The sequence below is a fragment of the Streptomyces sp. R33 genome, assembly GCF_041200175.1.
In the GTDB taxonomy this organism is placed as follows: domain Bacteria; phylum Actinomycetota; class Actinomycetes; order Streptomycetales; family Streptomycetaceae; genus Streptomyces; species Streptomyces katrae_B.
In genome coordinates, this window is the sequence record NZ_CP165727.1 from 815,839 (window position 1) to 841,230 (window position 25,392).

The window sequence follows — 25,392 nt, forward strand, 5'->3', positions numbered from 1 at the left end:
GTGCAGGTGCACCGGCCCGGCGGGGCGGCGTGCCCGGGGCCGCGGCTTGCGGGGCAGCGGCGGCGGTCCCATAGTCCGAGGTATGGACGCGCGCGAGAGGGCGCTCCAACGGGCGTACGGCCATGCCGCCCGCTGGCTGGCGAGCCTGTCCGACCGCCGGGTCCCCGCCCGTGCTTCGGTCGACGAGATGGTGCGTGCGCTCGGTGCCGAGCTGCCCGACGGGCCGAGCGCACCGGCCGACGTCGTCGACCTCCTGGCCACGGCCTGTGAGCCGGGGCTCACCGCCTTCCCCGGTGGTCGCTTCTACGGGTTCGTGGTCGGTGGCACCGAACCGGCCGCGCTGGCCGCGGACTGGCTGGTCAGCGCCTGGGACCAGAACTGCGTGATGCGCGCCGCCTCGCCCGCGTACGCGGCGGTGGAGGACGTTGCCGGCACGTGGTTGCTCGACCTTCTCGGGCTGCCCGGCGACAGCGCCGTCGGCTTCACCACGGGTGCCACGACGGCGAACTTCACCTGCCTCGCCGCCGGGCGCGACGCGGTGCTGCGCCGCGCCGGCTGGAACGTCGCCCGCGACGGCCTCGCAGGTGGCCCGCCCGTACGCGTCGTCGCTGGCGAGGACCGCCACATGGCCGTCGACCTGGCGCTGCGCTATCTCGGACTCGGCGGCCCGGAACTGGTCGACGCGGACGGTCAGGGACGCATCGACCCCGAGGCCCTGCGGCGCACTCTGGCGCGCGGCGGGCGGGGCCCGACGATCGTGATCCTCCAGGCCGGCGACATCCACTCCGGCGCCTTCGACCCCTTCGCCGAGACGATCCGTGCCGCGCGCGAGGCGGACGCATGGGTACACGTCGACGGCGCCTTCGGGCTGTGGGCAGCCGCTTCTCCGACGTACGCCCACCTGACCGCGGGCTGCACGTACGCCGACTCCTGGGCAACGGACGCCCACAAGACCCTGAACGTCCCCTACGACTGCGGGCTCGCCATCGTGCGCGACCCGTCCGCGCTGCGGGCGGCCATGGGCCTGCGCGGCGACTACCTCATCCAGGACGAACACGGCGACCCCATCGACAAGGTGCCCGAGCTCTCCCGGCGTGGCAGGGCGTTCACCGTGTGGGCCGCACTCAGATGCCTAGGCCGGTCAGGTGTGGCCGACCTCGTCGAGCGGCTGTGCCGACACGCCTCCGCTTTTGCCGCCGGCATCGCCGGGATCGACGGCGCGACCGTGCTCAACGACGTGGTGTTCACCCAGGTCTGCGCCGAGTTCGGCGACGAAGGACGCACGGAGCGCGTGCTCACCCGGCTGCTCGACGACGGCACGGCGTGGATCAGCGGCTCCACCTGGCACGGCCGTCGCGTCATGCGGATCTCGGTGAGCAACTGGTCGACGACCGACGACGACGTGACGCGCACGCTCGACGCGATCCGGCGGGCAGCCGGCAGGTGACCGGGCTCCGCCCGTGGTTCCATGACCGCGTGGAGAGCATCACCGAGCGCCTCCTGACCAAGGGGTTCGGCCGGCCCAGCGGGCTGCTCGGCCGTCTCGGCGGCCGGCTCACGGCCCACGGCAACGCCGCGACCGAGCTGCATGTCGTCGCCCTCGCCGCGCCCGCCGAACAGGACGTCGTGCTACGCGGATGCGGAGCTCCGGCGCGGGGCCATGGATGACCCGCTTGCCCCTGTCCGCGCGGATCCGGCCACCGCGCCTCGGTCGGCTGCAGGGTCTGCTGCCTCCGGTCGTCGCATGGCTGCTGACCAACCTCATCACGTGGCTGATCGCGAAGGCTTCCGTCGCCGGCGACGGATCCGAGGTGGCGTACTGGTCCACGGGCGGTCGCCGCCGCTGGGATTCCGATCACTATCTGTCCATCGCGAAGACCGGCTACGAGATGTTTCGGTGCCGTGATCGTTACGCGGACTTTCCCGATGTCCTGTGCGGAAACGTCGCCTGGTTTCCTGGTTATCCGATGGCGGTCCGGGCGGTTTCTGCCACCGGTCTTTCCTACGAGACATCCGCCGTCGTCGTCACTGAAGCGTCCTTGTTGGGCATGTTCGCAGTGCTGTGGTGGCTGCTCGGCGCCCGGCTCACGTGGGCCACCGGCCTCACCCTCGCCATCGGTGTGGTTTTCCCGGGCGGCATCTACTTCCATGCGATGTTCCCGATCGCCACCGGAACGCTGGCGCTGCTCGCCTGTATCGCCGGAGTGAAGCGCAGTTCCTGGGGCATGGCCGCTGCCGGCGGTTTCGTGGCGGCTTCCTGCCATCCGGTCGGCGCGGTCGCCGGCGGCATGCTGCTGTCGAGCGCATGCTTCGCATGGCAGCGCGACACATGGCCCGTACGCTGCGCGAAGGCCGGGGGCTCAGCAGCCATCGCCGGGTGCGGCGTGCTCTGGGCCAAATGGCTGATGTGGCAGGCGACGGGCCGCTGGGACGCGTACGAGACCATCCAGAAGTCCAGTTACCGGCAAGGCGGCCTGCGCCAGCCCTTCGACGAGATGAGGAAGTCCTACGATTTTCCGTTCAGCGACTGGTACCGGCCCGAGGGACACCTGCCGTGGCTGGTGGAGCACAGCCTCACCGCACACAGGACGCAGCTGTGGCTGAATGCGGCCTTTCTCCTGCTCGTCGTGGCGACGGCCACGGTTCGGCTCGTCCGGAACCGCCGGCTCGGCGCCGAGGAGTGGGCCGCCTCGATCCTGACGGTGGCCATCTTCTTGCTGCCGTTCTTCGCCGGCGCGGAGATGTCGTGGTACCGCAATCATGCGCAGATGTTTGTCGGGCTCGTACTGGTCAAGCACATGTCCCGATGGATTCAAGTACCGCTGTCGGCATGCTGCTCGATCCAGTACGCCCTTCTGGGGTCGATGTTCTTCGCCGGGGTGCTGGTGTGACTCGGGACCGAGGACAGACGAGCCCGCACGGTACCTTGGAGGGTCGTTCCGTCCCTCCGTACGTCCGCCTGCCGGTTGGCGGTGTGCCCGCCTGACAGGTCTGCTCCCCTTGCCTCACTCCGCTGTCTCCCCCTCCGCGCGGCTGCGTGACGTCCGGCCGGCCTGGCTGTCACCGAAGGTGCTGCGCACCGAGGTACTGGCCGGGCTGGTGGTCGCGCTGGCGCTGATCCCGGAGGCGATCTCGTTCTCGATCATCGCCGGGGTGGATCCGGCGATCGGCCTGTTCGCCTCCTTCACCATGGCCGTGACCATCGCCGTCGTCGGCGGCCGGCCCGCGATGATCTCCGCCGCCACCGGGGCCGTGGCCCTGGTCATCGCACCGCTGAACCGCGAGCACGGCTTCGGCCACCTGGTGGCCGCGGTCATCCTGGCCGGGGCGTTCCAGATCGTCCTCGGCGCGCTGGGGGTGGGGAAACTGCTGCGGTTCATCCCGCGCTCGGTGATGGTCGGCTTCGTCAACTCCCTCGCCATCCTCGTCTTCATGGCCCAGGTGAAGGAGCTGCGGGACGTGCCGTGGGCCGTGTACCCGCTGCTCGCGGCCGGTCTGGCGCTCATGGTGCTGTTCCCGAGGATCACCAGCGCGGTCCCGGCCCCGCTGGTCTCGATCGTCATCCTGACGGTGATCACCGTGGCCGCGGGCATCGCCGTACCGACCGTCGGCGACAAGGGTGCACTGCCGTCCTCGCTGCCGGTGCCCGGGCTGCCCGACGTACCGTTCACCCTCGACACGCTGACCACCATCGCCCCGTATGCCTTCGCCATGGCCCTCGTCGGGCTGATGGAGTCCCTGATGACGGCGAAGCTGGTCGACGAGATCACCGACACCCCCTCGTCGAAGACCCGGGAATCCATCGGGCAGGGCATCGCGAACATCGTCACCGGCTTCCTCGGCGGCATGGGCGGCTGCGCGATGATCGGCCAGACCATGATCAACGTGAAGGTCTCCGGCGCACGGACCCGGCTCTCCACCTTCCTCGCGGGTGCGTTCCTGATGGTGCTGTGCATCGTCTTCGGGCCGGTCGTGTCCGACATCCCGATGGCCGCGCTGGTGGCCGTCATGATCATGGTCTGCTTCGCGACCTTCGACTGGCACTCGGTGGCCCCGAAGACGCTCAAGCGGTTGCCGGCGGGCGAGATCACCGTCATGGCCGTCACCGTGGCCTGCGTCGTCGCCACCCACAACCTCGCCGTCGGCGTGGTCGCGGGATCCGTCACCGCCATGGTCATCTTCGCCAAGCGCGTCGCCCGGCTCGCCGACGTCACGGCGGTCACCGACCCCGACGGCGGGCAGGTCGTGTACGCCGTCACCGGTGAGCTGTTCTTCGCCTCCTCCAACGAGCTCGTGGGCCGCTTCGACTACGCCGACGATCCCGACAAGGTCGTCATCGACCTGTCCGCCGCGCACATCTGGGACGCCTCATCGGTTGCCGCACTGGACGCGATCGAGCACCGGTACGCGCAGCGCGGCAAGAGCGTCGAGATCACGGGACTGAACGGGCCCAGCGCCCGGCTGCACGAGACCCTGAGTGGCGAACTCGCAGCCGCGGGCTGACTTCATCGCCATGCCGACACCCTGACCGGGTGAAGCCCGCGGTGGCCGACCGGCCGGATGACGCCCTCCGCGCCTGCCGGGCTGCCGTCAACCCTTTCCGGGCACGTACGGCTGGTGGCCGGGGTACACGTGATCGGGGGTCACGATGCCGGTGACCGCCTCGCCGAAGAGCGTGCTGGGCTCCTGGCCCTTGTAGCTTGCATCGGTGTTGAGGAGGATCACCATGGTCGCCTGTGCCTGCGGCAGGTAGACGGGCAGGACTTCGTATCCGGGGATCGAGCCGTTGTGACCGATCCAGCCCTGGACGTTGAAGATTCCCAGCCCGTAGCCGTCGCCCTGGATGTTCATCGGGGTGGTCTTGAGACGTTCGGCCTGGGTCGCGGGCGTGAGCAGCCTGCCGGTGGCGAGGGTGCGGGCCCAGCTGCGCAGGTCCTCCAGGTCGGAGACCATCTCACCGGCGGCCCAGGCCCAGGAGGGGTTCCAGCGGGTCGCGTCCTCGATCTTGCCCGAGGCCGTCTGGTTGGTGTACCCGTGCGCGTACGGATCCGGTAGGGCCGCACTCGTGGGGAAGACCGTACGGCGGAGCCCGGCCGGTGCCAGGACGTCCTTGGCGATGACCTCGTGGAGCGGCCGGCCGGTGATCTTCTCCACCACCAGCCCGAGCAGGATCAGGTTGGTGTTGGAGTAGTCGAACTCCGCGCCCGGCGCGAACTGAACGGGGTGTTTGAAGGCGTAGTCGAGCAACTGCTGTGGCGTGAAGGACTGTTCGGGATCGGCTTGGAGCTTCTTGTTGAAGTTCTCGTCCATGCTGTAGTTGAAGAGCCCGCTGCGCATGCCCGCCAGTTCGCGCAGGGTGATGCGGTCGCCGTTCGGAACGCCCTTGACGTACTTGCCGATGGGGTCGTCCAGTCCGATCTTGCGCTGGTCGACCAGTTGGAGGAGGGCGGTGACCGTGAACGTCTTGGTCTCACTGCCGATGCGTACGTGGAGCCCGGTGGTCATGGGCGCGCCGGTCGCCTTGTCCGCCACCCCGAAGGTCTTCACGTAGCTCCCCTTGCCGGGGGCCCACAGGCCCACGGTCACGCCCGGCACCTTCGTCTGGCGCATGACCTGCCGGATGGCCGCGTCCAGCTGCGCTGCAACGGCCGGCGTGAGCTGCGGGAAGGGCGTGTCGGCGTCCGGGGAGGGGGCGGCGGAGAGGGGGGTGGACGGCACGGGGGTGGACGGCGCCGGAGCGGTCACCGCGGATGCGGAGCCCGCGAACACCGGGACGATGAGCACGCCTGCGGCGGCAGCAGCCGCGCAGGCCCGGCGCAACCGGAGGTGGGTTGGCTTCACGGCATGGTCTCCTGCCGTCCGGGGACCCAGGCAACAGTGCAAGCGTAGGTCTGCGCCACTCCGGTCGCGCGGTGAGTCCGACGACTTGGCTTCGCCGGCTGCGGGGCGGGGCGGGAATGCGCCGACCGAGGCTTCTGTTACAGGAGGCAGCTGGCATGCGCGAGTCAAATATCGCGGCCAGTGTCGCTGAGAGGAGCACCACGTGGCACGCACCGTCACGCGCCCCGTCGTCCGACTGAAATCGACGGCCGGGACCGGCACCACCTATACGACGCGGAAGAGCACCCGGAACAGTCCGGACCGGCTCGTCCTGCGGAAGTACGACCCGCTGGCCGGCAGGCACGTCGCCTTCCGAGAGGAACGCTGAGCCCCACCGGACGCCGCCCGGCACGCAGGCACGCACTCGGCACACGCCCATGAGGAAGGAAACCGCATGAAGCCCCGTATCCACCCCGAATCCCGCTCCGTCGTCTTCCGCGACCGCGCAGCCGACGTCGCGTTCCTGACCAGGTCGACCGCGCACGCGTCGGGGACGATCGAGTGGCAGGACGGCAAGACCTACCCGCTGGTCGACGTCGAGATCTCGTCGGCGAGCCACCCGCTGTACACGGGGACCTCACGGATCGTGGACTCCGAGGGCCGCGTGGAGCGCTTCAACCGCCGCTACGGCCGCTGAGCGCGGACCACGGCCGACCGCTCGTCCCGGCCCCGCGGCTTGCGGGGCCGGGCCGGTTCGGGCGTGGGCTTCCCGCCGTGACACCGCGTGTTCCGCGAAGCGGGGGGCGATACTGAAGATCCACGTACGAAGGCTGACTCGGCCGGCCGGGTGGGGACGCAGCAGTGCCGACGCCGCAGCAGTGCCGATGACTACGAGGGGAGCCGTTCATGACCACGGCGAAGGACCTGTTCATCATCGCGATGGACCCGCAGCCGGACCGTTCGGTGGGGCAGGGTGACCTGTCGCTCGCACTCGCGGGAGCCGAGCTGATCGATCTCATCGATGCGGAGGCCGTCGCCCTGGACGGTGACAGCATCGTGCCCGGTCAGCAGTCGGCGCTGGATGACCGCCTGCTGGACGAGGCAGCCGCGGTGCTGGCGCAGCAGGCGCCGTACGAGCAGGTCGAGGACTGGCTGTGGCGCAGGGGACGCGATCTGGCCGCGGCGTACCAGGCCGCCCTCGAGGCGGACGGTCAACTGGCCCGGGGGCGAAGCGGCCGGTCGCTCTTCGGGGCGGAACGCCTGGAAGTGGTCGATTCCCCCGCTCGCCGCCAGGCCCTGAGCCGCTGGGAGGCGGAAGAGCCCGTCTTGGCCGCCCTCGCTGCAGCCGTGGGGATCATGAGGGGGGCGTCCGAGGAGGAACCGAACCTCGACGAGAACGAAGCGGCGACGACCGTGCTGGCCGTCGTCAACGACGCGGTCATGGAACTGGAAGCCGTACGCCAGAGGCGGTCCATCGAGAAGGCGGCGTTCGCCAACGTCTGGCGCGGGCCGTGACCGGTACCTGATGTGGCCTCCGCTCGACCGGTCCACGACGGCCGAAATGCAACAGGTCGCCGAACCGGCTCCCGGACCGGGGCGCGAGCTTCTAGGCTGGTCACATGCGCCACACGCTCACCAGCCTCGCCAGTGCCTACGAACTGGAGCGCGTCAAGCGTGCCCCGGCCGGCGGACGCGACTTCATGGCCCGGGCCGCCGCCTATGAGGAACGGGTGGCACAGCACCCCGACCTGCGCCACTGGTCCCCCGTGGACAACGCCGATCCCGGGGACGACGGACCGACGCGTGTTCTCGATGCCGACCTCGACGCGTGGACACGCCTCGGCGACGGCCCGAACCGCGGCGCGTGGCGGATGGCACGGTTCAGCCGCCCGGAACAGGAGGAGCAGCCCGGCGGCGCGCTGACCTGGCAGGAGCTCACGTATCACTACGGGCCCCTCACCGAGGACATTCCGTAGGGCGATCCGTTCCCGCGTGACCCTCGACTCCGTCCTGATGCCTGCCGGCCCCCGGTCGGAAGCGACCGGGGGCCGGCAGGCGTGACGGTCGATCAGCAGTTGCGGACGGAGTAGATCGGCGTCCAGTTCTGGCCCTGCTGGCCGCCGCCGGGCTTGAACGACTTGTCGACCCCGCCGTTCTGGTAGTAGAAGTACGAGGTGGGGTTGCCCGTCTGGTTGTCGAAGTACCAGCCGTTGCCTTCCCAGTTGTACACCGTGTACCGGTTGCAGTTGTAGAGGTAGAAGATCTTCCAGTCCGACGTCGTCGGATCCCAGACGAGGGTGCAGAGGTTCCCGCTGTCGCAGCCGTAGCTGCCACTCGCCGGCACGTGGCCGGTGCGGACGGCGGGCGAGATCCCCGGGGACGCGGCAGCTGCGAGGGACGCCGGCCGGGCGTCTGCGGGCGCCGCCGGCGCGACCAGGACGCGGGCGCCCGCGCCCTGGTCCGAGGGCGCGGCGGCCTCGGCCGACCCGGTGGTGAAGGCCGCCGTGAGCAGCATCGTGGTGACGCCGACCATGCCGAGAACGGAACGCTTGGGGCGCATCGTGGACTCCTTGTCAGAGCGGTGTGACGTGCCTCGAGACTCGTGGAGGAGCCGCTGCGGCAGTACCTCGCACCTGCGAGGGTCAGCAGTTCGGGACCCAGGCGTGGGAGCGCGGCCGGTCCGCGCCGGTGAGGTTGGCCCGGGTACGCACCTTCACGCAGCCCAGCAGCTCCCGCCGGTCGGGCTGGGCGTAGTAGAGGACGTCGACCTGGGTCGCCCCCTCGGCGAGGTCGAACCCGTTGTTGTAGACCGAGCGTGGCCCGCTCCGGGCCGCCCACGGACAGGGGGCCTGGCCGTCGCTCCAGTCGGTGTCGCCGTCGACCCAGGAGCACATCTCGCCCCGGCCGTCCTCCTCCGCGTAGAAACAGACGGCCCCGCGGCGGCACCGTTCGTACCCCGCCTCGGCCGCGCCCCCCAACGGGAGCAGGCCCGAGCCCCATACGACCCCCAGGACGGCCAGCGCCACCGTCCCGGCCGTGATCACCGCGCGGCGCCACCGCCGTCGCGGATCGAGGGCGCGCAGGATGCCCGGTACGCGCCGTGGTGCGGCCCGGTCCGCGGCCGCCGCCTCCACCCGGCTCAGCAGTGACGCCGCGGTGTGCCGGGCCCGGTCCTCGTGCCTGCGGGCCAGGCAGTCGCGCACGATGTCCCGCCAGGGCTCAGGCAGTTCCGGCGACAGCCGCAGTTCCTCCTCGCCCCTGGCATAGCGCAGCGCCGCGTCCCGGCGGGCGGCGGGGGTGCCGCCGGGCAGCGGCAGCGAGCCCGTCAGGACCACGTGGGCCAGTACGCCGAAGGCCCAGATGTCGGCCGTGGGGCGGATCTTCGTCCCCCGTTCGCCGACCTCCGACCAGAGCAGGTCCGGCGGGGTGTAGTCGGGCGTCGCGAACGCGGGCGAGTACGCGTGGGTGCCCTCCAGCTCTGCCGCCGTGTTGAAGTCGCCGAGCCGCGCCGTACCGTCGGGCATCAGCAGGACGTTGCCGGGCTTGAGGTCGCCGTGCACCCAGCCCGCCCTGTGCAGTTGGTCGAGCCCCTCGCAGACCTGGGCGAGGAGGGCGGGCCCCTCGGGCGGCACTCCGCCGGCGAGCAGGGCGTCCAGGGACCCCTCAGCCTCCTCCAGGACGAGTACGGTGGCGCCGTCGAGCTCGGGGCGGCCCGGGTCGTCGAGCGTGAGCACCTCGTACATCCGGATCAGGCGCGGCGTGCGCACCCGGCGCAGTACCTCGGTCTCGCGCTCGGCGAGCTCGCTCAGGTGCCGCAGCTGGCGCGGCGTACGGGTGCCGGTCGGGAGGACCTTCAGCGCGGCCCGGCCGGGCCGGCCCGGCTCGGGGAGGGCGCGGCGAGCCGCGTACACGCTGCCGAAGGCGCCGGCTCCGAGCAGGTGGCCGACGACCCAGGGGCCGATCCGGTAGCCCGGCGGGACCGCGAGGGCGCCCCGCTGCCCGGCCCGCCCGGTCAGCGGGCGGTACCGGTCGGGGCGGCCGACAGGGCCGCCAGGTCGTGCTCGCGGACCAGGTCGAAGCGCAGGGCCAGCGACACGAGGGTGTCCTTCTTGCCGACCAGTCGCGGTCCCGGATCCGCCGTGTCGGGGCCGGGCTTGAGGCGGAGCTTGACCGCGAGGTAGTCGATGCTCCACTGCACCGCGGCCCGGTTCGCAGCCGGCCACAACGGCCTCAGCCGTTCGACGACCTGCTCGACGGTGGGCAGCGGGGCGTGCGGTTCACCGCGCAGCCGCGGCTCGCAGAGCGCGGTGAGGACCAGGAAGTACCGGCTGCAGCGGTCGAGCGGGAAGGCGAGCGCAGTCGGCTCCCCGCCGGGCTCCCCGGGTTCGTCCGGGTCGGCGTAGTCGTGGCGCGGCGCCCAGACGTCCAGGGTGAGCAGTTCGGAGCCGGCCGGCAGGACGAGGCGGGCGAACTCGAACGGGACGGGCGCTCCCAGCCGGCCGGGCGCGATCTTGATGTGCTCGCCGGCGCCCTCCGGGTTCTCGACCACGTACGTCGACGCGCGGCTCAGGTTGCTGACCGACCAGTACGTGCCCGTGGCGGTGATCTCTCCCGCCGAGCGCGAGACGCCGGCGTGCGGGACGTGCAGGCTGCCGTCGCCCGCGCTCTCGCGGCCGAACCGGAGGGTCTGCCCCGGCGCCAGGCGGATCTGTGCGGCCGGGGACATGGTGGGTCCCGGAACCACGACGATGCTGAACAAGTTGCTCCTCTCCCCCAAGATGCCGGGGGCAGGCTAGCCAGCGGAATCCATCGTTTCTGTAAACGTTGGCCGGTACTCGACAGTCGCCGCGCCGCGCGAAGCGCTCGGTTGAAGGAGGACCTGCGCAGGCCGCAGCGGCTTTCGGGCCCGTCGACGGCGCAACGGCAGACGGTGCCGATGCAGTTGCGGCCCGGCACGCCGGGCCGGTTCCTGTCGGCGGCCGCGTACGCGACACCGTTCGAAGTAGGCCGGAACGCGGTGGTCCCGCCACGGACAACAGCACCGGTACACCCCGCCCCACGCCTGCCGCGGGTGCGCTCGGTCCCGGGGATCCGGGGCGGGCCGGCCGATCCGCCGGGCGAGGGGCAGGGCGTGGTCAGGCGGCCGGTGTGTTCAGCACGTACGTGCGCGAGGCGTGTACGGCGCTGCGCAGCGCGGGGAGGTCGACGTCGAGGACTCGTCCGTTCCACTTGCGGGGTTCGCCGTTGATCAGGACCGTGCTGATGTTGCGCGGGTCGGAACCCAGGACGACGGTGCCGATGGGGTCGTTCAGCGGCATGTTGTTGAGGTCCTCGGCCTGGATGACCAGGAGGTCGGCCTTCTTGCCCGGTGTGAGCGAGCCGGTGACGCCGGCGAGTCCGTTGGTGCGGGCGCCCTGGAGGGTGGCGAAGTCCAGGACGTCGTGGGTGGTGATCCGGGAGGGCTCCCGGTCGGTGCCGTAGACGGCGTTGACCGCGCGCATCCGCTGGAGGGCGTGCAGGGTCCGCATCTGGGTGAACATGTCGCTGACCAGGGCGACTTCGACGTCGATGCTGAGGCCGGGACGGATGCCGGCGGCCAGGGCCTCGTCGACGGCGGGAATCGCGGTCTCCAGGCCGATCTGGGCGTCGGAGGTGGGGGCGAGCGACACGGTGGCGCCGGTCGCACCCATGGCATTCCACGCCTCGGGGGTGAGTCCGGTGGAGTGGATGAGGGTCACGTCGGGGCCGAGGATGCCGTCCTCGGCCCAGCGCAGCACCGCCTCGGAGGACGCCGTGCCGAAGACGGCGTCCACACTCACTCCGATGCCCAATTCTTTGGCCGTGCGGGCGAGTTCGGGCCCGTAGGCGAGTGCAGGTCCGGCGATCTCGTCGGTGGCCAAGGCCGCCAGCCGCAGGGTCAGCAGCTGGTCGTCGCTGCTGAAGTAGCGGTCCTTGATGCGGGTGAGATCGCCGGGCCACTGCCGGTCCCAGTCGCCGAAGTGCGGGCCCATGGAGGCGTGTACTCCGCGGATTCCGGTGCTGGTGAGGGCTTGGATCGCGGCGTCGGAGTGCTCTCGGGTGCGGGAGTTGTGCGAGAAGTCGAGCATGGTCGTGATACCGCCGTCGATCGCCGTCAGGGCGGCCAGCCTGGTTCCGATGTACATGTCCTCGGGCCGGTAGACGGTGGCGTGGCCGGCCAGGGTGGCCATGACGTAGCCGCCCAGGTCGTCGACGTCCGGCATGATCCGGCGCAGCTGGGCCTGCCAGGCGTGCCGGTGGGTGTCGACGAAGCCGGGGGTGAGGATCGCGCCGGTGGCGTCGACGACGACGGCGTCACCCCCACTGATGTCGCCGCCGACCGCGGTGATCGTGTCGCCCTCGACGAGGAGATCGCCGCGGTCGATGACGCCGAGGGAGGGGTCCATGGTGACGATCGTCGCGCCGGTGAAGAGGATGCGCCGCTGGGCGGCGGGCCGGCGCCGGATCCGCGTGAGGACGGCATCGAAGACGTTGGCTCGTTCGTGCATGACAGGACTTCTTTCCGTACACCGAAGAGGGAAGTAGCGAGCTGCGGGCACCGGGCGGCGACCGGAACGGCTCTGCCCCCAGCCTCGGTTGCGTCGTCCACGGCAACCAGGCCGCCGCGTTCCCTGGTGTCGCGCACCCAGGATGGGGACGTGTCATCGTGTGCAGCGGGTGCGGCGGGGCACGCCGCTTGGTCGCCGGTCCCCCGGTCTGCCATCATGAGCGAAACGGAACCTTGCTCCGCGGCAGTGATACGGAGCATCGTGCCGCTGGGGAAGTCGTACTGAAGGAGCGTGGCGGTGAACGACGGCGGACAGGGCGCGGGAAGCGCCGCGGGGTCCAAACGCAAGGACGCGCGGCGCAATCAGCAGACCCTGCTGGAGGCGGCCGCTGCCGTGTTCGTCAGCTCGGGGGTGGACGCGCCGGTACGGGACATCGCGGCCGCCGCCGGCGTCGGGATGGGCACGATCTACCGCCACTTCCCCACCCGGGCGGACCTCGTCATCGCCGTCTACCGCCACCAGGTCGACGCCTGCGCCGAGGCCGGCCCGGCCCTGCTGGAGACCAGCCCGTCACCGCACGCCGCCCTCGAACGGTGGGCCGACCTCTTCGTCGACTTCCTCGTCACCAAACACGGCCTCGCCGCCGCGATGCAGGCCGACCATTCCGGCTTCGAGACACTGCACGCCTACTTCCTGGACCGCCTCGTGCCGGTGTGCACCCAGTTGCTCGACGCTGCCGCCGCCGCGGGCGAGATCCGCTCCGACCTCGCCGCGTACCCGCTCATGCGCGGCATCGGAAACCTCTGCATCGGCGCCGAAAGCGACCCCCGCTACGACGCCCGCCGACTGGTCGCGCTCCTCGTCGCTGGGCTACGCCGGCCCTGCTGACTGCGGCGCGCGCCGCAGGGAACGGAGTTCTGCGAAGGCGGCCGCGGTGGCACTGGCGGCCTCGGCCTGGTAGACGACCAGCTGCTGGTCCGGGGCACCGTTGACGGTGAAGGCCGAGAACTGGATCTCCAGAGCGCCGACTTCGGGGTGCGCGAGGTGCTTGGGCTGCCGGGTCTTGCCCCGCACCTCGTGCCGCGCCCACAGGGCGGCGAATTCCGGGCTCTTCGCGCGCAGCGTGTCGACGGCCTCGGTGATCCGCGGGGACCCGGGGTCGTAGCCGTACGCGGCACGGATTTCGGCGACGCAGGAGTTCGCGGCCTTCTCCCACTCCTGGTGGAAGCTCCGTCCGGCCGGGTCGAGGAAGACCATGCGGGCCAGGTTGTCGAACCGCTCGAACCCGCTGTGCAGGGCCGCGGCGAGGGGGTTGTACGCCAGGACGTCCAGGGCCGGTCCCAGGACGAAGGCGGGCGTGTCGGGCCAGCTGTCGAGCAACTGCAGGAGCTGGGGGCTCACCGGGGAACGGCCGGCGGGGGTCTCGCGGCGCTCACGGGGCACCCGGGTGAGTCTGCGCAGGTGGTCGAGCGCCTCGCCGTCGAGGTGCAGGGCGGCGGCGATGGCGTCGACGACCTGGGGCGACGGGCTGATCTCCCGACCCTGTTCCAGGCGCATGTAGTAGTCGGGACTCACGCCCGCGAGCAGGGCGACCTCTTCGCGGCGCAGCCCCGGCACCCGCCTGCGGCCGTGCGTGGGCAGGCCTATGTCCTGCGGCTTGAGGGCTTCGCGCCGTGCTCTGAGGAACTCCCCCGTGGGACTGCTGTCGCGCATGACATCAACGTACTGGACGGGCCCTCAGTCCTTGCCCGAAGGACCTGCTTCGTCGGCCCGGCCTCCCTCGCGTTCGCGGCGGACGCGGATCGCGATCTTGCCGCGTACGTGCCCCTCCCGCAGGCGGCGTATCGCGTCCGGGACTTCGGCCAGCGGGTACGTACGGTCCAGCACGGGGGTGAGCGCGCCGGACTCCAGGAGCTCCCCCAGGACGCGCAGGTCCTCGGGGCGGGGCGTGGAGGCGAGGCCACGCAGGCGGTGGCGGGTGAAGGGCGAAAGCAGCAGGGCCCGCAGCTGTCGGTCGTGGCCGCCGATCCAGCGGCCGTCGGTCTCGCCGCCGACGATGACCAGCGTCCCGCGTGGGGTCAGGGCCCGGCGCAGCCGGTGGAGGGGCCGGTTGCCGGCGATGTCGATGACGAGGTCGTAGCGGTGGACCCCGTCGGTGGGATCCTCGCGGGCGTAGTCGACGGCCTCGTCGGCGCCGAGGGAGCGGACCAGGTCCGCCTTGGGGCCGCTGCACACCGCGGTGACGTGTGCGGCCCCCAGCGCCTTGGCCAGTTGCACGGCGTAGGTCCCGACCCCGCCCGCGGCGCCGATCACCAGGACCCGCTGACCGGGCTTCAGGCGGCCGGTGCGCAGGGCCTGGAGGGCGGTGGTCGCCGAGATCGTGACGACCGCCGCTTCTTCGGGCGTGAGCCGGGCCGGCCGCGGAGCCAACTCGTCCTCCTTGGCGCAGGCGTACTCCGCGAAGGAGCCGGTACACGTGCCGTACACCTCGTCGCCCGGCCGGAAGCGGCCGACGCCCGGTCCGACGGCCTCCACGCGGCCCGCGACGTCCAGACCGCGGATCCGCTGTTTGGGGGCCCGCAGGCCGAAGCCCGCCGCGCGGACCGCGTAGGGCGTGCCCGTCATGAGGTGCCAGACCCCCTGGTCGAGACCGGCCGCCTGCACGCGCAGGAGCACCTCGCCCGGCCCGGGGACGGGCTGTTCGGTCTCTTCGAGACGCAGGACGTCGGGCGGTCCGTACACGTCCTGGACGATGGCTCTCATCGGCTGTCTCCCTCGTTGCCTGTGCTGCCGGTCGTCGTGGTGTCGGTCGGGCCGCTGGTGGGAGCCGAGTACTGGAAGACGGTGTCGAGGGGGACCCCGAACACCCGGGCGATCTGGAAGGCCATCTCCAGCGAGGGCGAGTAGCGGCCCTGCTCGATGGCGATGACCGTCTGGCGGCTCACGCCGATGCGGCGGGCGAGTTCGGCCTGGGTCATCTCGCCGTGGGCGAAACGCTGGGCCCGGATGGTGTTGGTGACCCGCGTCGCCTTCACCACGGGTGGAATCCGAAGCGGTACGAGATGACCTTGACCACCGAGCCGAGCACCGACGACAGGACGAAGGCCAGGTAGATGGCGTTGGCGATCCAGAACGGAGCGGCCTCGGCCATCGCGAGCAGCAGGCCCGCCACGCCGCCGATCACGACGAAGGACTGCCCGACGTACTCGCCGAATCGGTGGATCTCGCGGTCGCGCTGGTCCTTGACGTTCGCCTCCTTCGGCGAGGTGGTGGCGATCGCGATGTGGGCGGCGATGGACGCGACGATCGACAGGCCGACCGTCCACAGCAGGGCTCCTGCGTACGGCGCGCGGGTCAGCGGCACTCCTGCGGGGCGCCCCAGCACGACCCACAGGTACACCGCGTAGGACCCGATCGCGACCACCAACATGCTCCAGGCACGTTTCTCCTCGACTGCCACTGCCGCTCCCCATGTCAAGAAAACCAGACATGGGGAGTGTCAAACAGTCGCAACATCATGTCAAGTATTCTTGACTAACGACCCAGCGGGGCAGCCACCCCCAAGGCCCGGTGGCATCTGCATTTCCGATGGTCACAGCGGCGCCACGGCTTCGGAATGCCGACGGGGTGCCCCCATGCCACGCTGAGACGGGGGATCGCGCCGGTCCGGCATGCACGGCTGACCGGACGGCGCTGCCAAGCAAGGAGGCCGACATGGCCAGTTCCACCCAACCCACAGCGGCCGCCGCCAACCCGAGCCCGTGGCACGCGCCCACGTCCGGAACGACCGTCCTCGCCGGAGCGCTGATGATCTTCGGCGGGGCGATGGCGATCTTCGAGGGGATCTCGGCCGTCGTCAAGGACCCCCTGTTCATCGCCACGCGTCACTACGTGTTCGAGTTCAGCCTGGCGGGCTGGGGCTGGGTCCACCTCATCGTGGGCATCGTTCTCGTCCTCGCCGGCTGCGCCGTGCTCAGCGGAGCCCTGTGGGCACGCTATTTCGGCGTATTCGTCGCGGGGCTGGGCGCGATCGCCAACTTCCTGTGGATCCCGTACTACCCCCTCTGGGCCACGATTCTGGTCGCCGTCAACCTCTTCATCATCTGGGCACTGTGCCACGGCATGCACAGAGAAGCCGCCGGCTAACGGCCGCCGGGCGGCCGGACGCCTCGTCAACCCGAGGGTGAGCAGGAGGAGTTCGACATACCCGGAGCGAACGCGGAGGCGTACACCGAGGTGGACTCCGAAGTGGCCGTTGCAGGCCGACGGACCGTGGTCGCTTCGCGTCGAGCCCCTTCCCGAGGAGCACCTCGAACTGTGCGGCCTCCGCCCCCACGGAGCACTTCTCGTCCGGCCCGACGGCCACATAGGCGCCCGCTGGCGCGACGGCCCCCCGAGCGACTGCGCCCTCCGCCACGCCGTGACCACGACCACGCACTCGGCATCCCCCGGCACTGGCGGACGTACGCGCTAGTAGGGCTTGGTCAGGTCGGGGCTGGTGTTGCGTGTCCTGGGGGTTTGGTGTGGCGTTGAGGACGTGTGACACCGGAGGAAATCGCATCCGTACGTGCCGAGTTGGAGGACTTCGCGGCAGAGGTCTTCGAGCCGTTCGCGAGAAACGACCAGCGTCGGTGGGGGCAGGTCTACCTGCGGGGTCTCCTCACTGACGGGCAGCGTAAGTCGGTCGAGCCGATGGCTGCCCGGCTGGGTGAGGACGGGAACCGGCAGGCGCTGGCCCACTTCGTGACTACGAGCCCCTGGGATCCGGCGCATGTGCGGGCCCGGCTGGCCTGGAGGATGGAAAAGGCGATCCGACCCACCGCGGTGGTCGTCGACGACACCGGGTTCCTCAAGGACGGCAACGCCTCGGCGTGTGTGTCCCGGCAGTACACCGGCACTGCCGGCAAGGTCACCAACTGCCAGGTGGGCGTGTCCCTGCACCTGGCCTCCGACCATGCCTCAGCGGCGGTCGACTGGCGGCTCTTCCTGCCCGAAAACTGGGCGCCCGAGTCCGTGAAGGCGGACCCGGACAAGGTCGCCCGCCGCGCCGCCTGCGGCATTCCCGACGACATCGGGCACGTGGAGAAGTGGCAGCTCGCACTCGACATGCTCGACGAGACCCGCTCGTGGGGCATCGAGGTGCCGCTGGCCATCGCGGACGCCGGATACGGTGACGCGGCGGCGTTCCGGCACGGCGTGCAGGCCCGCGGCCTCAACTACGTGGTGGGCATCTCCACCACCCTCTCCGCCCAGCCCGGCGAAGCCGTGCCAGTCGCCGAACCGTACTCCGGGACCGGGCGCCCGCCGGTGGCGAAGTACCCCGACCCGCCGCGGTCGGTGAAACAGCTCGTCATCGCGGCGGGCCGGAAGGCAGCGAAACCGGTGCAGTGGCGTGAGGGCTCCCGGCCCGGCACGGGCCGCAGTGGCTTCAAGCGGATGTACTCGCGGTTCGTCACCTTGCGGATCCGGCCTGCCGGGCGCCAGACCCGGCAGGCCGTTGACGGCCCGGAACTGCCCGAGTGCTGGCTGCTGGCCGAATGGCCCGCCGGCCAGGCCGAGCCGGTCCAGTTCTGGCTGTCCGACCTGCCCGCAGACACCCCGCTGACCACCCTGGTCCGCCTGGCCAAGCTCCGCTGGCGCATCGAGCACGACTACCGCGAGATGAAGCAGGCCTTGGGCCTGGCCCATTTCGAGGGCCGCACCTGGAACGGCTGGCACCATCACGTCACCCTCGTCTCCGTCGCGCATGCCTTCTGCACCCTGCAACGACTGGCCCAAGCCCCAAAAGACACGGCGCCGGCCTGAGCCTCTACCGAATCGTCCGCGAGCTACAGACCCTCCTCGCGACATGGACCGGCGTCTGCCCCACCTGTCAACGCGGCATACCCACCCCAGCCCCGACCTGACCAAGCCCTACTAGGGTGCCGGCCATGAACGGTGATCGGATACGGGTCGAGCAGACCCTCACGGCCTGGCACAGGATCGAGACGTGGCTCGGGGAGTACGCGCCGCGGAGCCACCGGCGTCTGCCGCCACCGGCCTCCGAGGAGGAGATCCGGGCTGTGGAACGGGAGCTCGACCTGGTGATCCCCGCCGATGTCCGGGCGTTCTACCGGCTCCACAACGGCACCGGCCCCGACGCCGACTTCGAGTGGCCGACCTGGGACGGTCCGCTGCCGATCCCCGAAGGCGCGTGGGATCCCAAGCAGGACCCCAGCGGATACGTCCTGCCGGACGGTGGGATCGGGCCGCTGGAGAAGGTGACGTACTGGATCGACGGACCGGCCGGGTACGGGCGTGAGGAAGAGCCGCAGCAGCGGTATCTGGCTTTCGTCGCGTCGGACCCGGACGGGTTCTACGGGCTGTTCGCCGATTGCACCCCCGGCGCGGGGTACGGCGGACTCGGCAGTTACGCCGAGGCCGACGTACCCACGCCGGGGAGCTGGCCGTCGTTCGCCGCGTACCTGACCGCCGTGGCGGACGCGTTGCACGACGGGCGGGGCGTCGGTACGGACACGGACGTGCCGGGTGTCCTGCACCGGTCCTTGCTCTGGGACGATCCGCGGTCGCCGTCGCAGCAGGACTGGGAGCCGTTCCGGGGATAGCCGCCGGCGCCGGTCAGGGTCCTTCGTCGTACGTTCCCGCCTCCACCTCGAGGGCGAGCTGCTGGAGCACCTCGATCGACGAGATGTCCGTCCGGCCGCCGTCGTGCGCCATGGCGAGACTGGTGAAGGCCAGGCTGAATCCGGCGACCATCGTGTGCAGCGCCGGTCCCAGGGCCTCCGCGACGAGGCGGGCCACCTGCTGCGGCGACGAGTCGGCCGGCACGCTGATCGAGGGCAGCATCTCGTTCAGCAACTGGGTGACGACCCCCGCTTCCGTCTCGGGACCGTCGTCGTCCTCGCCGGCCTCGGCCGCCCGGCGGATCTCCTGGGCTTCCGTGAGGATGCCGATGACTCGCTTGAGGACCTCTGCACGTTCCATCTTCGGAGCGTAACTCCAGCCCGCGCGGACCGGGCTCACGTTCCCGTATCTCCTCCTTCGCCGGTGGCCTGATGACCGGCGACGGCTCGTTCGGTGGCCGGGTCGGCCGTTAGGGTGAGTTGATCATTCCTTCCAGAAAGGCCACGCGGCGCACAGTGACCGAATCACGCCCCCACACTCTGTTCTCCTTCGGCACGCTGATGGACGGGAGGGTCCAGACCGCTCTCTTCGGCCGAGCCGTGCCGACTGCCCCGGCGTCGCTGGCCGGCTACACCACCCGGCCCCTGCCGATCACCGACCCGGACGTGATCGCCGCCAGTGGCCTCGACGTCCATCTGATCCTGGAGCGCAAGATCGGCGCGGCGGTCGAGGGCGCCGTCCTCCACCTCACCGACCAGGACCTGGCCGCGGCCGACGCCTACGAGGTCGACGACTACGCCCGCCGACGGGTGGTCCTCACCTCCGGGGAGAGCACCTGGGCCTACCTGGACGCGAAGCCGCTGCGCTCCGCCCAGCGCATCGTGATCGTGGGCGACAGCATCGCCTACGGGCGCTGTGATCCGCAGGGAGGATGGGCAGGCCGCCTGGCGGCTGCCCACATCGCGGCGAACGAGGCCGAACACCGCCTCTTCAACCTGGCCATACCCGGCAGCACCCTCACGGATGTCAGCGAGCAGACACCCGCACTGCTGGGCCCGCGCCTGCCGGACACCCTCCTCGTCGCCGCCGGTATCAACGACTGCGCGCTGCCGCTCGCCGTCGCGCAGACGCATGCCGACGGGCCGGCGCCGGCGCACCTCGCGGACCGTCTCGGCTCGCTGGCCGCCACGGCCCTCGGGCACAACGCACGACTCGTCGTCGCGGGACCGACATGGATCGACGAAGCACGCACCCGCGACTACGAGGGCCTGCGATTCACCCGGGCACGAGCGCTGGAACTTCGCGCATCCCTGCGGGCCTGGTGCGACGGCAACCACGTCGACTTCCTCGACATGTGGGAGCCTCTGCGCGAGAAAAGCGAACTGCTCGTCGACGGCCTGCACCCCACCCCCCAAGGGCACGAGGCGGTCTACCGGCATCTCAACGCCCTCAGTCGCTGAGGAACACGGCGTGAACGACTCGAACGGACTGGGCTTCTACATACCCGGAGTCCTGCTGCTCGTGGCCGCGGGCCTCAAGCTCCCCGCCCTCTGGCGCAACCCCCGCGACGAACTCCTGCGGTCCGTCTGCATCCTCCTCGCGCTGGCGACCGCCGTGTTCGGGTTCACCGCGATCCCCACGATCGTCGCGGTCAACCGGATCACCGGAGTCCCGAACGCCGCCGCACCCCTCGTGTTCTCGCTGCTCACGGCCTTCTCCGGGGCCAACATCGTGCTCATCTTCCGCTGGAGCAGCGGCCCGGAGGACGCCGAGCGGACACGCCGGCGGTCCCGGCTGTGCAACGCGGTCACCCTTGTGGTGATCGCGGCCATCAACGTGCTCTTCGCGCTCGGTGACGCCCCCGTCGAGCGCCTGCGCGATCTGGACACGTACTACGCGTCCACGCCGTACATCAGGGAGATGATCCTCCTCTACCTCGCGGCCCACACCACGGCAGCCGTCACCATGACGCTTCTGTGCCGGAGGTGGGCGCGCGAGGTCCACGGCGCGCTCCGCTCCGGGCTCGGCCTGATCGCCGGCGGGTACGTGCTCAACCTCCTGTACGACATCGCCAAGTTCACTGCGATCGGGGCCCACTGGGCGGGCAGCGACGACTGGGACGCCCTCAGCTCGGAGATCGCACCGGCCCTCGCCTCCGTGTCCGCGCTCCTGATCGCGACCGGGTTCGTCCTGCCGCTCGTCTCCCAGCACGTGACGGCCCGATGGCGGATGTGGCGCCGGTACCGCCGCCTCCGCCCGCTGTCCCAGGAACTCAAGGGGGCGACACGGCGCAGCATCGACCTGGCCGGCGGGGCCTGGACGTCCATCGAGATCCGGCTGACCCAGCGTGAGTCGGACATCCACGACGGGATCCTCGCGGTCAGTCCCTATCTGCAGGCCGGCGTACGGGAACAGGCGCTCCGGGAGGAACTGGAAGCCGGTCGTCCGGCCGACGAGGCTGCGGCCGTCGCCGACGCCGCCGCTCTGGCGAGTGCCGTCGTCCTCTGGGGCCGCGCGCAGAACGCGCCCGGGGAAGAGCCGGTGTCACGGGCCGCGAGCCCGGTCCTGACCTCGCCGAACAGCCCTCAGGGACTGGTCCGCATGTCCCAGGCGCTGACCCGGTCGGCCACCGTCCGTTCCTGCCGGCGGAGCGCCGTCGTGGCGAGCAGCACAGCATGACATCGCGCCCTTCCCCGTTACCCCGCGTCGTCGTGCTCGGCGGCGGACTGGCGGGCACTCTCGCCGCGGCGGCCCTCGCCCCCCATGTCGGCGAGATCCTGATCCTGGAACGCGACAGTGCGCTGCCGCAGACACCGGCGCCGCGGGCGAGGCTCCCGCAGGCCGCGCACGCCCACACGCTGTGGGCCGGCGGGGCCGATGCCATGGAGGAACTCCTTCCCGGGATCACGGCCGACTGGCTCGCGGCCGGCGCCCACCGCATCCCGATCCCGAACGGGATGGTCTCGTTCTCCCCGGCCGGCTGGTACCGCCGCTCATGGGATCCGACGCACTACCTGATCGGCGCCGGCCGCGACCTGATCGACTGGGCCGTACGCAGGCGGGTCCTGGGGATGCCCAACGTCGAACTCAGGACGCGTACGAAGATCACCGGTCTCGCGGGCGACGGCGCACGCGTTCGGGGCGTGTACGCCGAACAGGCCGGGCAGGACGGCCGGCAAGCCGCGCAGGACGGACAGCAGGCCGGGCAGGACGCGTACGGGAGCCCGGGCCTGATCGAGGCGGACCTCGTCGTCGACGCGACCGGCCGCAACTCGAAGAGCACCCGGTGGCTCCTCGACATCGGCGGCCCCGAGGTGCGGGAGACGGTGGTCGACGCCGGAGTCCGCTACGCCAGCCGCCGATACCGCGCGCCGGAGGGAACGGAGACCGACTGGCCGGTGGTGCACGTTCCGGCCGATCCCCGGGAGGCCCGGCCCGGGCTCTTCGCCACCATCATCCCCATCGAGGACGGCCAGTGGCACGTCAGCCTCTCGGGTACGCGCGGCGGCGAGCCCTCCTCGGGCGAGGAGCTCTTCGAGGAGTTCGCCCGCGGCGTGCGGCACCCCCTCGTGGCCGATCTCCTCGCCCGCGCGGAGCCGGTCAGCGGGGTCAGCACGTACGCGCGCACCGCGAACCGCCGACGCCACTTCGAGCGGGCCGGGCTCCCCAAGGGATTCGTCGTGGTCGGTGACGCCGCCACCAGCCTCAACCCCGTCTACGGGCACGGCATGTCCGTCGCGGCCCGCGGCGCCCTCGCCCTGCGCGGCCAGGCCGCTCGGAGGCCGTTCGCCTCCGCGGGCTTCACGTCACGGGCCCAGCGCGCGATGACGCGGCCGGCGGCTGCGGCGTGGCTCCTGGCGGTCGGCCAGGACCGCTTCTACCCCGGCGCGATCGGCAGGAGGCCGAACCTGGCGGACCGGCTGAGCGCACGGTACGTCCACCGCCTCGCCCATACGGCCACGGGCAACGCCATGATCGTCGAACGGATCACCGACGTCGTGACCCTGCGGAAGCCGGCCGGCATCCTCGCCGGCCCTGCAGTGCTCCTGGCGGCGGCCCTCGGTCCCCGCAAGCCCCTGCTCGACGGCCCTGAACTCACTGCGCGCGAGCAGGAGGTCCTGGCCCGGCCCCCACTGCGCTCACCACACACCGCGAGCGCCACCGACACCGACACCGACACCGACACCGACACCGACACCCCCTAACGACCGGTCCGGCCCGACGCATCGGCCAGAATCGCCTCGAGGCGCGCCCGGCATTCGGCGACGAAGGCGGGGTAGGTGTGCCAGTAGTACGGGATGCCGCTCACGGCGACCGCGATCGCCCAGGCGCGGGCGCGGACCCAGGTCGCTTCATCGAGATCCAGGGAGTTCCAGTAGGCCTGTCGGGCTCGGGGCGGCAGGTCCCAGACGGTGGCGTGCTCGGCGTCGGGGAAGCCGACCGACAGGGCTCCGAAGTCGATGACCGCGTGGAGCCTGCCCTCCCGGACCAGGAGGTTGGTGGGCTTGAGGTCGCCGTGCAGCCACACGTGGGGCCCGGAGGGCTCGGGCAGCACGAGCGCGCTGCGCCACAGCTGTTCCAGCGCATCGATGTCGAGCTCCGCACCCACGGTGGCGCGGCAGTCGTCGAGGGATCTGCCGAACCATCCGTCGCAGGCCTGCAGGCTGCCACCGCGGTACCAACTGAGGTCATCCGTACGAGTCGCCCCCATGAGGTCGATGGCGTGGAGTTCGCGCACGACCGCCGCCAGGTCGGCTCCGAAGGCGGCCCAGTCCCGGACGGTGTCCGGACCTGCTTCGTCGCCGTCGAACCAGCGGTAGACGGACCAGACGAGCGGGAAGGCATCGGTGGGCGTCCCGGCGTGGACGGGCTCGGGGACGGGAAACGCGAGGCGGGATGCCAGGCGAGGGAGCCACTCCTGTTCCTTGTGCACGGACCGGGCGTTGTCGGCGGTGCGCGGGAGCCGCACGACCAGGTCGTCGCCGAGCCGGAACATGACGTTGTCCGTTCCCGCACCGGCCGGCGACAGAGGCAGGCCGGCCCACTCCGGGCGCTGTGCCTCCAGCAGCGTCCTGACGAGCGCCTGGTCGATCGGGACCTCATTGTGGTGAAGCGTCACATCCGCAGCTTCTCCGGTGGACGGGACGGTGGCCAGTGATTTTCATTCCAGGGGGCGTTGTCAGTGGCGGCTGACATGATCCCTGGTGTGTCTGATACCACCCGTGCCATTGCCGAGTACTGGGACGCGGCCGCAGCTGCGTTCGACGACGAGCCGGATCACGGCCTGCGTCAGGAGCACACCCGCACCGCGTGGGCCCGGATCATGAAATCGTGGTTCCCCCTCGGGCCGGCCGATGTGCTCGATGTCGGCTGCGGTACCGGGTCGTTGTCGCTGTTGCTGGCCGAGGCCGGGCACCGGGTCACCGGCGTGGACCTGGCGCCCCGGATGGTGGAGCAGGCCGGGGCCAAGCTCACGGCCGCGGGCCTTGCGGTCCGGTTCCTCGTCGGCGACGCCGCCGCTCCGCCGACGGGGCAGGAGCGGTACGACGTCGTACTCTCACGGCACCTGTTGTGGACCCTGCCCGATCCCGAGGCCGCGCTGCGGGAGTGGGTCGCGCGCCTCGGCCCGGGAGGCCGGCTGGTGCTGGTCGAAGGGCGGTGGCGGGAAGCGGGCCAGAGCGGCGTGCCGTACGTCGCCGGAGCCGAGTCACTGCCCTGGCACGGCGGTATCACCGCCGAGGACCTGGCCGCCGCCGTCCGTCCCCTCGTATCCGGCCTGCGCATCGAACCGCTCAGCGGCGACGCCGCGTTGTGGGGCGGACCCGTGACCGACGAGAGGTACGCGCTGATCGCCCTGGCCTGACCGGGGTGACTAGGCGCAGGAGGGGCACAGTCCGCGGTAGGTGACCTCGGCCTTGGACACCGTGAAGCCGAAGCGTTCCTCCGGCGGGAGGCCGGCAAGGGGATCGCCCGTGGGGTGGACGTCGCGGATGGTGCCGCAGCGGGAGCACACCAGGTGGTGGTGCGGGTGGTGCGCGTTGGGGTCGTACCGCTTGGCGCGGCCGTCCGTGGACAGCTCCACCACCTCGCCGAGGGCGACCAGCTCGCCCAGGGCGTTGTAGACGGTGGCCCGCGAGATCTCCGGCAGCCGCTCCACCGCACGCGCATGCACCTCGTCGGCCGTCAGGTGCACGTGGTCCCCGTCGAGCACCTCCGCAACGACACGCCGCTGGGAGGTCATCCGCCAGCCACGCCCGCGCAGTCGTTCCAGCAGGTCACTCATCTCGGTTCACCCATTCAGGTTCGGTGGGACACCCGGCGTTTGGAGAACGGTCCGGATCCCTATTGGTTATGGGTTTGTTGTGCTTCTTGACTTGGATTGAGTCCATCGTAGGATCGGTTCGGTCGGCAGCCAACCCTC

28 protein-coding genes are annotated in these 25,392 nt (G+C 71.0%); 16 read left to right on the plus strand and 12 right to left on the minus strand.

Annotated features, from left to right (window positions below; all coding sequences use genetic code 11):
- Positions 1 to 82 precede the first annotated feature (82 nt).
- From AB5J51_RS04135 to AB5J51_RS04150, 4 genes are all read left to right on the plus strand, one after another.
- Positions 83 to 1,447 (plus strand): aspartate aminotransferase family protein, encoded by a 1,365-nt coding sequence (locus AB5J51_RS04135; RefSeq protein WP_369776878.1) that lies wholly within the window; start codon positions 83 to 85, stop codon positions 1,445 to 1,447.
- A gap of 29 nt (positions 1,448 to 1,476) precedes the next feature.
- Entirely contained in the window at positions 1,477 to 1,668 is a 192-nt protein-coding gene (locus AB5J51_RS04140) for a hypothetical protein (protein ID WP_369776879.1), read from the plus strand.
- Complete coding sequence (locus AB5J51_RS04145) at positions 1,665 to 2,891, plus strand: hypothetical protein (RefSeq protein WP_369776880.1); 1,227 nt, start codon at positions 1,665 to 1,667, stop codon at positions 2,889 to 2,891. The genes AB5J51_RS04140 and AB5J51_RS04145 overlap by 4 nt, the downstream gene beginning before the upstream one ends.
- Positions 2,892 to 3,000: 109 nt before the next feature.
- Positions 3,001 to 4,503 (plus strand): SulP family inorganic anion transporter, encoded by a 1,503-nt coding sequence (locus AB5J51_RS04150; RefSeq protein ID WP_369776881.1) that lies wholly within the window; start codon positions 3,001 to 3,003, stop codon positions 4,501 to 4,503.
- 87 nt (positions 4,504 to 4,590) lie between these two features.
- On the opposite strand, the gene AB5J51_RS04155 is transcribed toward AB5J51_RS04150, so the two are convergent.
- Positions 4,591 to 5,841 (minus strand): serine hydrolase domain-containing protein, encoded by a 1,251-nt coding sequence (locus tag AB5J51_RS04155; protein WP_369776882.1) that lies wholly within the window; start codon positions 5,839 to 5,841, stop codon positions 4,591 to 4,593.
- A 202-nt stretch (positions 5,842 to 6,043) separates the two neighbouring features.
- Here AB5J51_RS04155 and rpmG point away from each other — a divergent pair, with 202 nt between their 5' ends.
- The 4 genes from rpmG (at position 6,044) to AB5J51_RS04175 (ending at position 7,796) form a co-directional block, all read left to right on the plus strand.
- Positions 6,044 to 6,208, plus strand: a complete 165-nt coding sequence (rpmG, locus tag AB5J51_RS04160; protein WP_051832208.1) for a 50S ribosomal protein L33 — start codon at positions 6,044 to 6,046, stop codon at positions 6,206 to 6,208.
- A gap of 66 nt (positions 6,209 to 6,274) precedes the next feature.
- Positions 6,275 to 6,517 carry a type B 50S ribosomal protein L31 gene (locus tag AB5J51_RS04165; RefSeq protein ID WP_053789325.1) on the plus strand — a complete coding sequence of 81 codons (243 nt, stop codon included), beginning with the start codon at positions 6,275 to 6,277 and terminating at the stop codon, positions 6,515 to 6,517.
- A 209-nt stretch (positions 6,518 to 6,726) separates the two neighbouring features.
- Positions 6,727 to 7,335: a GPP34 family phosphoprotein gene (locus AB5J51_RS04170; protein ID WP_136227010.1), complete on the plus strand. Its 609-nt coding sequence runs from the start codon at positions 6,727 to 6,729 to the stop codon at positions 7,333 to 7,335.
- A gap of 104 nt (positions 7,336 to 7,439) precedes the next feature.
- Positions 7,440 to 7,796: a hypothetical protein gene (locus AB5J51_RS04175; RefSeq protein WP_369776883.1), complete on the plus strand. Its 357-nt coding sequence runs from the start codon at positions 7,440 to 7,442 to the stop codon at positions 7,794 to 7,796.
- Between the two features lie 92 nt (positions 7,797 to 7,888).
- On the opposite strand, the gene AB5J51_RS04180 is transcribed toward AB5J51_RS04175, so the two are convergent.
- From AB5J51_RS04180 to AB5J51_RS04195, 4 genes are all read right to left on the minus strand, one after another.
- Positions 7,889 to 8,380: a hypothetical protein gene (locus AB5J51_RS04180; protein WP_053789322.1), complete on the minus strand. Its 492-nt coding sequence runs from the start codon at positions 8,378 to 8,380 to the stop codon at positions 7,889 to 7,891.
- Between the two features lie 82 nt (positions 8,381 to 8,462).
- A complete protein-coding gene (locus AB5J51_RS04185; protein WP_136227030.1) occupies positions 8,463 to 9,836 on the minus strand; it encodes a serine/threonine-protein kinase in 1,374 nt (457 codons plus the stop codon).
- Entirely contained in the window at positions 9,833 to 10,579 is a 747-nt protein-coding gene (locus AB5J51_RS04190; RefSeq protein WP_369776884.1) for an FHA domain-containing protein, read from the minus strand. The genes AB5J51_RS04185 and AB5J51_RS04190 overlap by 4 nt, the downstream gene beginning before the upstream one ends.
- A gap of 376 nt (positions 10,580 to 10,955) precedes the next feature.
- On the minus strand, positions 10,956 to 12,347 hold the full coding sequence (locus AB5J51_RS04195) for an amidohydrolase family protein (RefSeq protein ID WP_369776885.1): 1,392 nt from the start codon (positions 12,345 to 12,347) through the stop codon (positions 10,956 to 10,958).
- 297 nt (positions 12,348 to 12,644) lie between these two features.
- Here AB5J51_RS04195 and AB5J51_RS04200 point away from each other — a divergent pair, with 297 nt between their 5' ends.
- On the plus strand, positions 12,645 to 13,235 hold the full coding sequence (locus AB5J51_RS04200; protein ID WP_136227008.1) for a TetR/AcrR family transcriptional regulator: 591 nt from the start codon (positions 12,645 to 12,647) through the stop codon (positions 13,233 to 13,235).
- Here AB5J51_RS04200 and AB5J51_RS04205 read toward each other — a convergent pair.
- Genes AB5J51_RS04205 through AB5J51_RS04220 form a run of 4 tightly spaced genes read right to left on the minus strand, consistent with a single transcriptional unit; the run spans position 13,218 to position 15,807 of the window.
- The gene (locus tag AB5J51_RS04205) at positions 13,218 to 14,060 is read right to left on the minus strand and encodes a helix-turn-helix transcriptional regulator (RefSeq protein WP_369776886.1); all 843 of its coding nucleotides are present in this window, start codon (positions 14,058 to 14,060) and stop codon (positions 13,218 to 13,220) included. The genes AB5J51_RS04200 and AB5J51_RS04205 overlap by 18 nt on opposite strands.
- Positions 14,061 to 14,084: 24 nt before the next feature.
- Positions 14,085 to 15,110 (minus strand): NAD(P)-dependent alcohol dehydrogenase, encoded by a 1,026-nt coding sequence (locus AB5J51_RS04210; protein WP_369776887.1) that lies wholly within the window; start codon positions 15,108 to 15,110, stop codon positions 14,085 to 14,087.
- Positions 15,107 to 15,385 carry a helix-turn-helix transcriptional regulator gene (locus AB5J51_RS04215; RefSeq protein WP_053789316.1) on the minus strand — a complete coding sequence of 93 codons (279 nt, stop codon included), beginning with the start codon at positions 15,383 to 15,385 and terminating at the stop codon, positions 15,107 to 15,109. Before AB5J51_RS04215 ends, AB5J51_RS04210 begins: the two co-directional genes overlap by 4 nt.
- A complete protein-coding gene (locus tag AB5J51_RS04220) occupies positions 15,379 to 15,807 on the minus strand; it encodes a hypothetical protein (protein WP_199828141.1) in 429 nt (142 codons plus the stop codon). Before AB5J51_RS04220 ends, AB5J51_RS04215 begins: the two co-directional genes overlap by 7 nt.
- Before the next feature lie 254 nt (positions 15,808 to 16,061).
- On the opposite strand from AB5J51_RS04220, the gene AB5J51_RS04225 reads away from it, so the two are divergent.
- The 3 genes from AB5J51_RS04225 to AB5J51_RS04235 all read left to right on the plus strand — a co-directional run bounded on the left by AB5J51_RS04225 (position 16,062) and on the right by AB5J51_RS04235 (position 18,952).
- Positions 16,062 to 16,493 (plus strand): hypothetical protein, encoded by a 432-nt coding sequence (locus AB5J51_RS04225; RefSeq protein ID WP_053789314.1) that lies wholly within the window; start codon positions 16,062 to 16,064, stop codon positions 16,491 to 16,493.
- A gap of 393 nt (positions 16,494 to 16,886) precedes the next feature.
- Entirely contained in the window at positions 16,887 to 18,152 is a 1,266-nt protein-coding gene (locus AB5J51_RS04230; RefSeq protein WP_369776581.1) for an IS701 family transposase, read from the plus strand.
- A 125-nt stretch (positions 18,153 to 18,277) separates the two neighbouring features.
- Complete coding sequence (locus AB5J51_RS04235; protein WP_369776888.1) at positions 18,278 to 18,952, plus strand: SMI1/KNR4 family protein; 675 nt, start codon at positions 18,278 to 18,280, stop codon at positions 18,950 to 18,952.
- 13 nt (positions 18,953 to 18,965) lie between these two features.
- Here the strand turns inward: AB5J51_RS04235 and AB5J51_RS04240 are convergent, their stop codons facing one another.
- Positions 18,966 to 19,331: a hypothetical protein gene (locus AB5J51_RS04240; protein WP_053789385.1), complete on the minus strand. Its 366-nt coding sequence runs from the start codon at positions 19,329 to 19,331 to the stop codon at positions 18,966 to 18,968.
- Between the two features lie 155 nt (positions 19,332 to 19,486).
- On the opposite strand from AB5J51_RS04240, the gene AB5J51_RS04245 reads away from it, so the two are divergent.
- From AB5J51_RS04245 to AB5J51_RS04255, 3 genes are read left to right on the plus strand one after another with little or no spacing between them, the layout of a single operon-like run.
- Positions 19,487 to 20,431: a GDSL-type esterase/lipase family protein gene (locus AB5J51_RS04245; RefSeq protein WP_136227004.1), complete on the plus strand. Its 945-nt coding sequence runs from the start codon at positions 19,487 to 19,489 to the stop codon at positions 20,429 to 20,431.
- Between the two features lie 10 nt (positions 20,432 to 20,441).
- Complete coding sequence (locus tag AB5J51_RS04250; RefSeq protein WP_136227003.1) at positions 20,442 to 21,650, plus strand: MAB_1171c family putative transporter; 1,209 nt, start codon at positions 20,442 to 20,444, stop codon at positions 21,648 to 21,650.
- Positions 21,647 to 23,176, plus strand: coding sequence for an NAD(P)/FAD-dependent oxidoreductase (locus AB5J51_RS04255; RefSeq protein WP_369776889.1), 1,530 nt, complete (start codon positions 21,647 to 21,649; stop codon positions 23,174 to 23,176). Before AB5J51_RS04250 ends, AB5J51_RS04255 begins: the two co-directional genes overlap by 4 nt.
- Here the strand turns inward: AB5J51_RS04255 and AB5J51_RS04260 are convergent.
- Positions 23,173 to 24,090 carry an aminoglycoside phosphotransferase family protein gene (locus tag AB5J51_RS04260; RefSeq protein ID WP_053789310.1) on the minus strand — a complete coding sequence of 306 codons (918 nt, stop codon included), beginning with the start codon at positions 24,088 to 24,090 and terminating at the stop codon, positions 23,173 to 23,175. The genes AB5J51_RS04255 and AB5J51_RS04260 overlap by 4 nt on opposite strands.
- A gap of 87 nt (positions 24,091 to 24,177) precedes the next feature.
- On the opposite strand from AB5J51_RS04260, the gene AB5J51_RS04265 reads away from it, so the two are divergent.
- Entirely contained in the window at positions 24,178 to 24,834 is a 657-nt protein-coding gene (locus tag AB5J51_RS04265; protein ID WP_369776890.1) for a class I SAM-dependent methyltransferase, read from the plus strand.
- Positions 24,835 to 24,843: 9 nt separating this feature from the next.
- On the opposite strand, the gene AB5J51_RS04270 is transcribed toward AB5J51_RS04265, so the two are convergent.
- Positions 24,844 to 25,254, minus strand: coding sequence for a Fur family transcriptional regulator (locus tag AB5J51_RS04270; RefSeq protein WP_133895739.1), 411 nt, complete (start codon positions 25,252 to 25,254; stop codon positions 24,844 to 24,846).
- Positions 25,255 to 25,392 lie beyond the last annotated feature (138 nt).

Bases quoted from the DNA above. Each gene is read 5' to 3' on its own strand.
- AB5J51_RS04135 (WP_369776878.1), top strand. From the start codon at position 83: ATGGACGCGCGCGAGAGGGCGCTCCAACGGGCGTACGGCCATGCCGCC.
- AB5J51_RS04145 (WP_369776880.1), top strand. From the start codon at position 1,665: ATGACCCGCTTGCCCCTGTCCGCGCGGATCCGGCCACCGCGCCTCGGT.
- AB5J51_RS04165 (WP_053789325.1), top strand. From the start codon at position 6,275: ATGAAGCCCCGTATCCACCCCGAATCCCGCTCCGTCGTCTTCCGCGAC.
- AB5J51_RS04170 (WP_136227010.1), top strand. From the start codon at position 6,727: ATGACCACGGCGAAGGACCTGTTCATCATCGCGATGGACCCGCAGCCG.
- AB5J51_RS04175 (WP_369776883.1), top strand. From the start codon at position 7,440: ATGCGCCACACGCTCACCAGCCTCGCCAGTGCCTACGAACTGGAGCGC.
- AB5J51_RS04180 (WP_053789322.1), bottom strand. From the start codon at position 8,380: ATGCGCCCCAAGCGTTCCGTTCTCGGCATGGTCGGCGTCACCACGATG.
- AB5J51_RS04195 (WP_369776885.1), bottom strand. From the start codon at position 12,347: ATGCACGAACGAGCCAACGTCTTCGATGCCGTCCTCACGCGGATCCGG.
- AB5J51_RS04205 (WP_369776886.1), bottom strand. From the start codon at position 14,060: ATGCGCGACAGCAGTCCCACGGGGGAGTTCCTCAGAGCACGGCGCGAA.
- AB5J51_RS04210 (WP_369776887.1), bottom strand. From the start codon at position 15,110: ATGAGAGCCATCGTCCAGGACGTGTACGGACCGCCCGACGTCCTGCGT.
- AB5J51_RS04225 (WP_053789314.1), top strand. From the start codon at position 16,062: ATGGCCAGTTCCACCCAACCCACAGCGGCCGCCGCCAACCCGAGCCCG.
- AB5J51_RS04235 (WP_369776888.1), top strand. From the start codon at position 18,278: ATGAACGGTGATCGGATACGGGTCGAGCAGACCCTCACGGCCTGGCAC.
- AB5J51_RS04240 (WP_053789385.1), bottom strand. From the start codon at position 19,331: ATGGAACGTGCAGAGGTCCTCAAGCGAGTCATCGGCATCCTCACGGAA.
- AB5J51_RS04255 (WP_369776889.1), top strand. From the start codon at position 21,647: ATGACATCGCGCCCTTCCCCGTTACCCCGCGTCGTCGTGCTCGGCGGC.
- AB5J51_RS04270 (WP_133895739.1), bottom strand. From the start codon at position 25,254: ATGAGTGACCTGCTGGAACGACTGCGCGGGCGTGGCTGGCGGATGACC.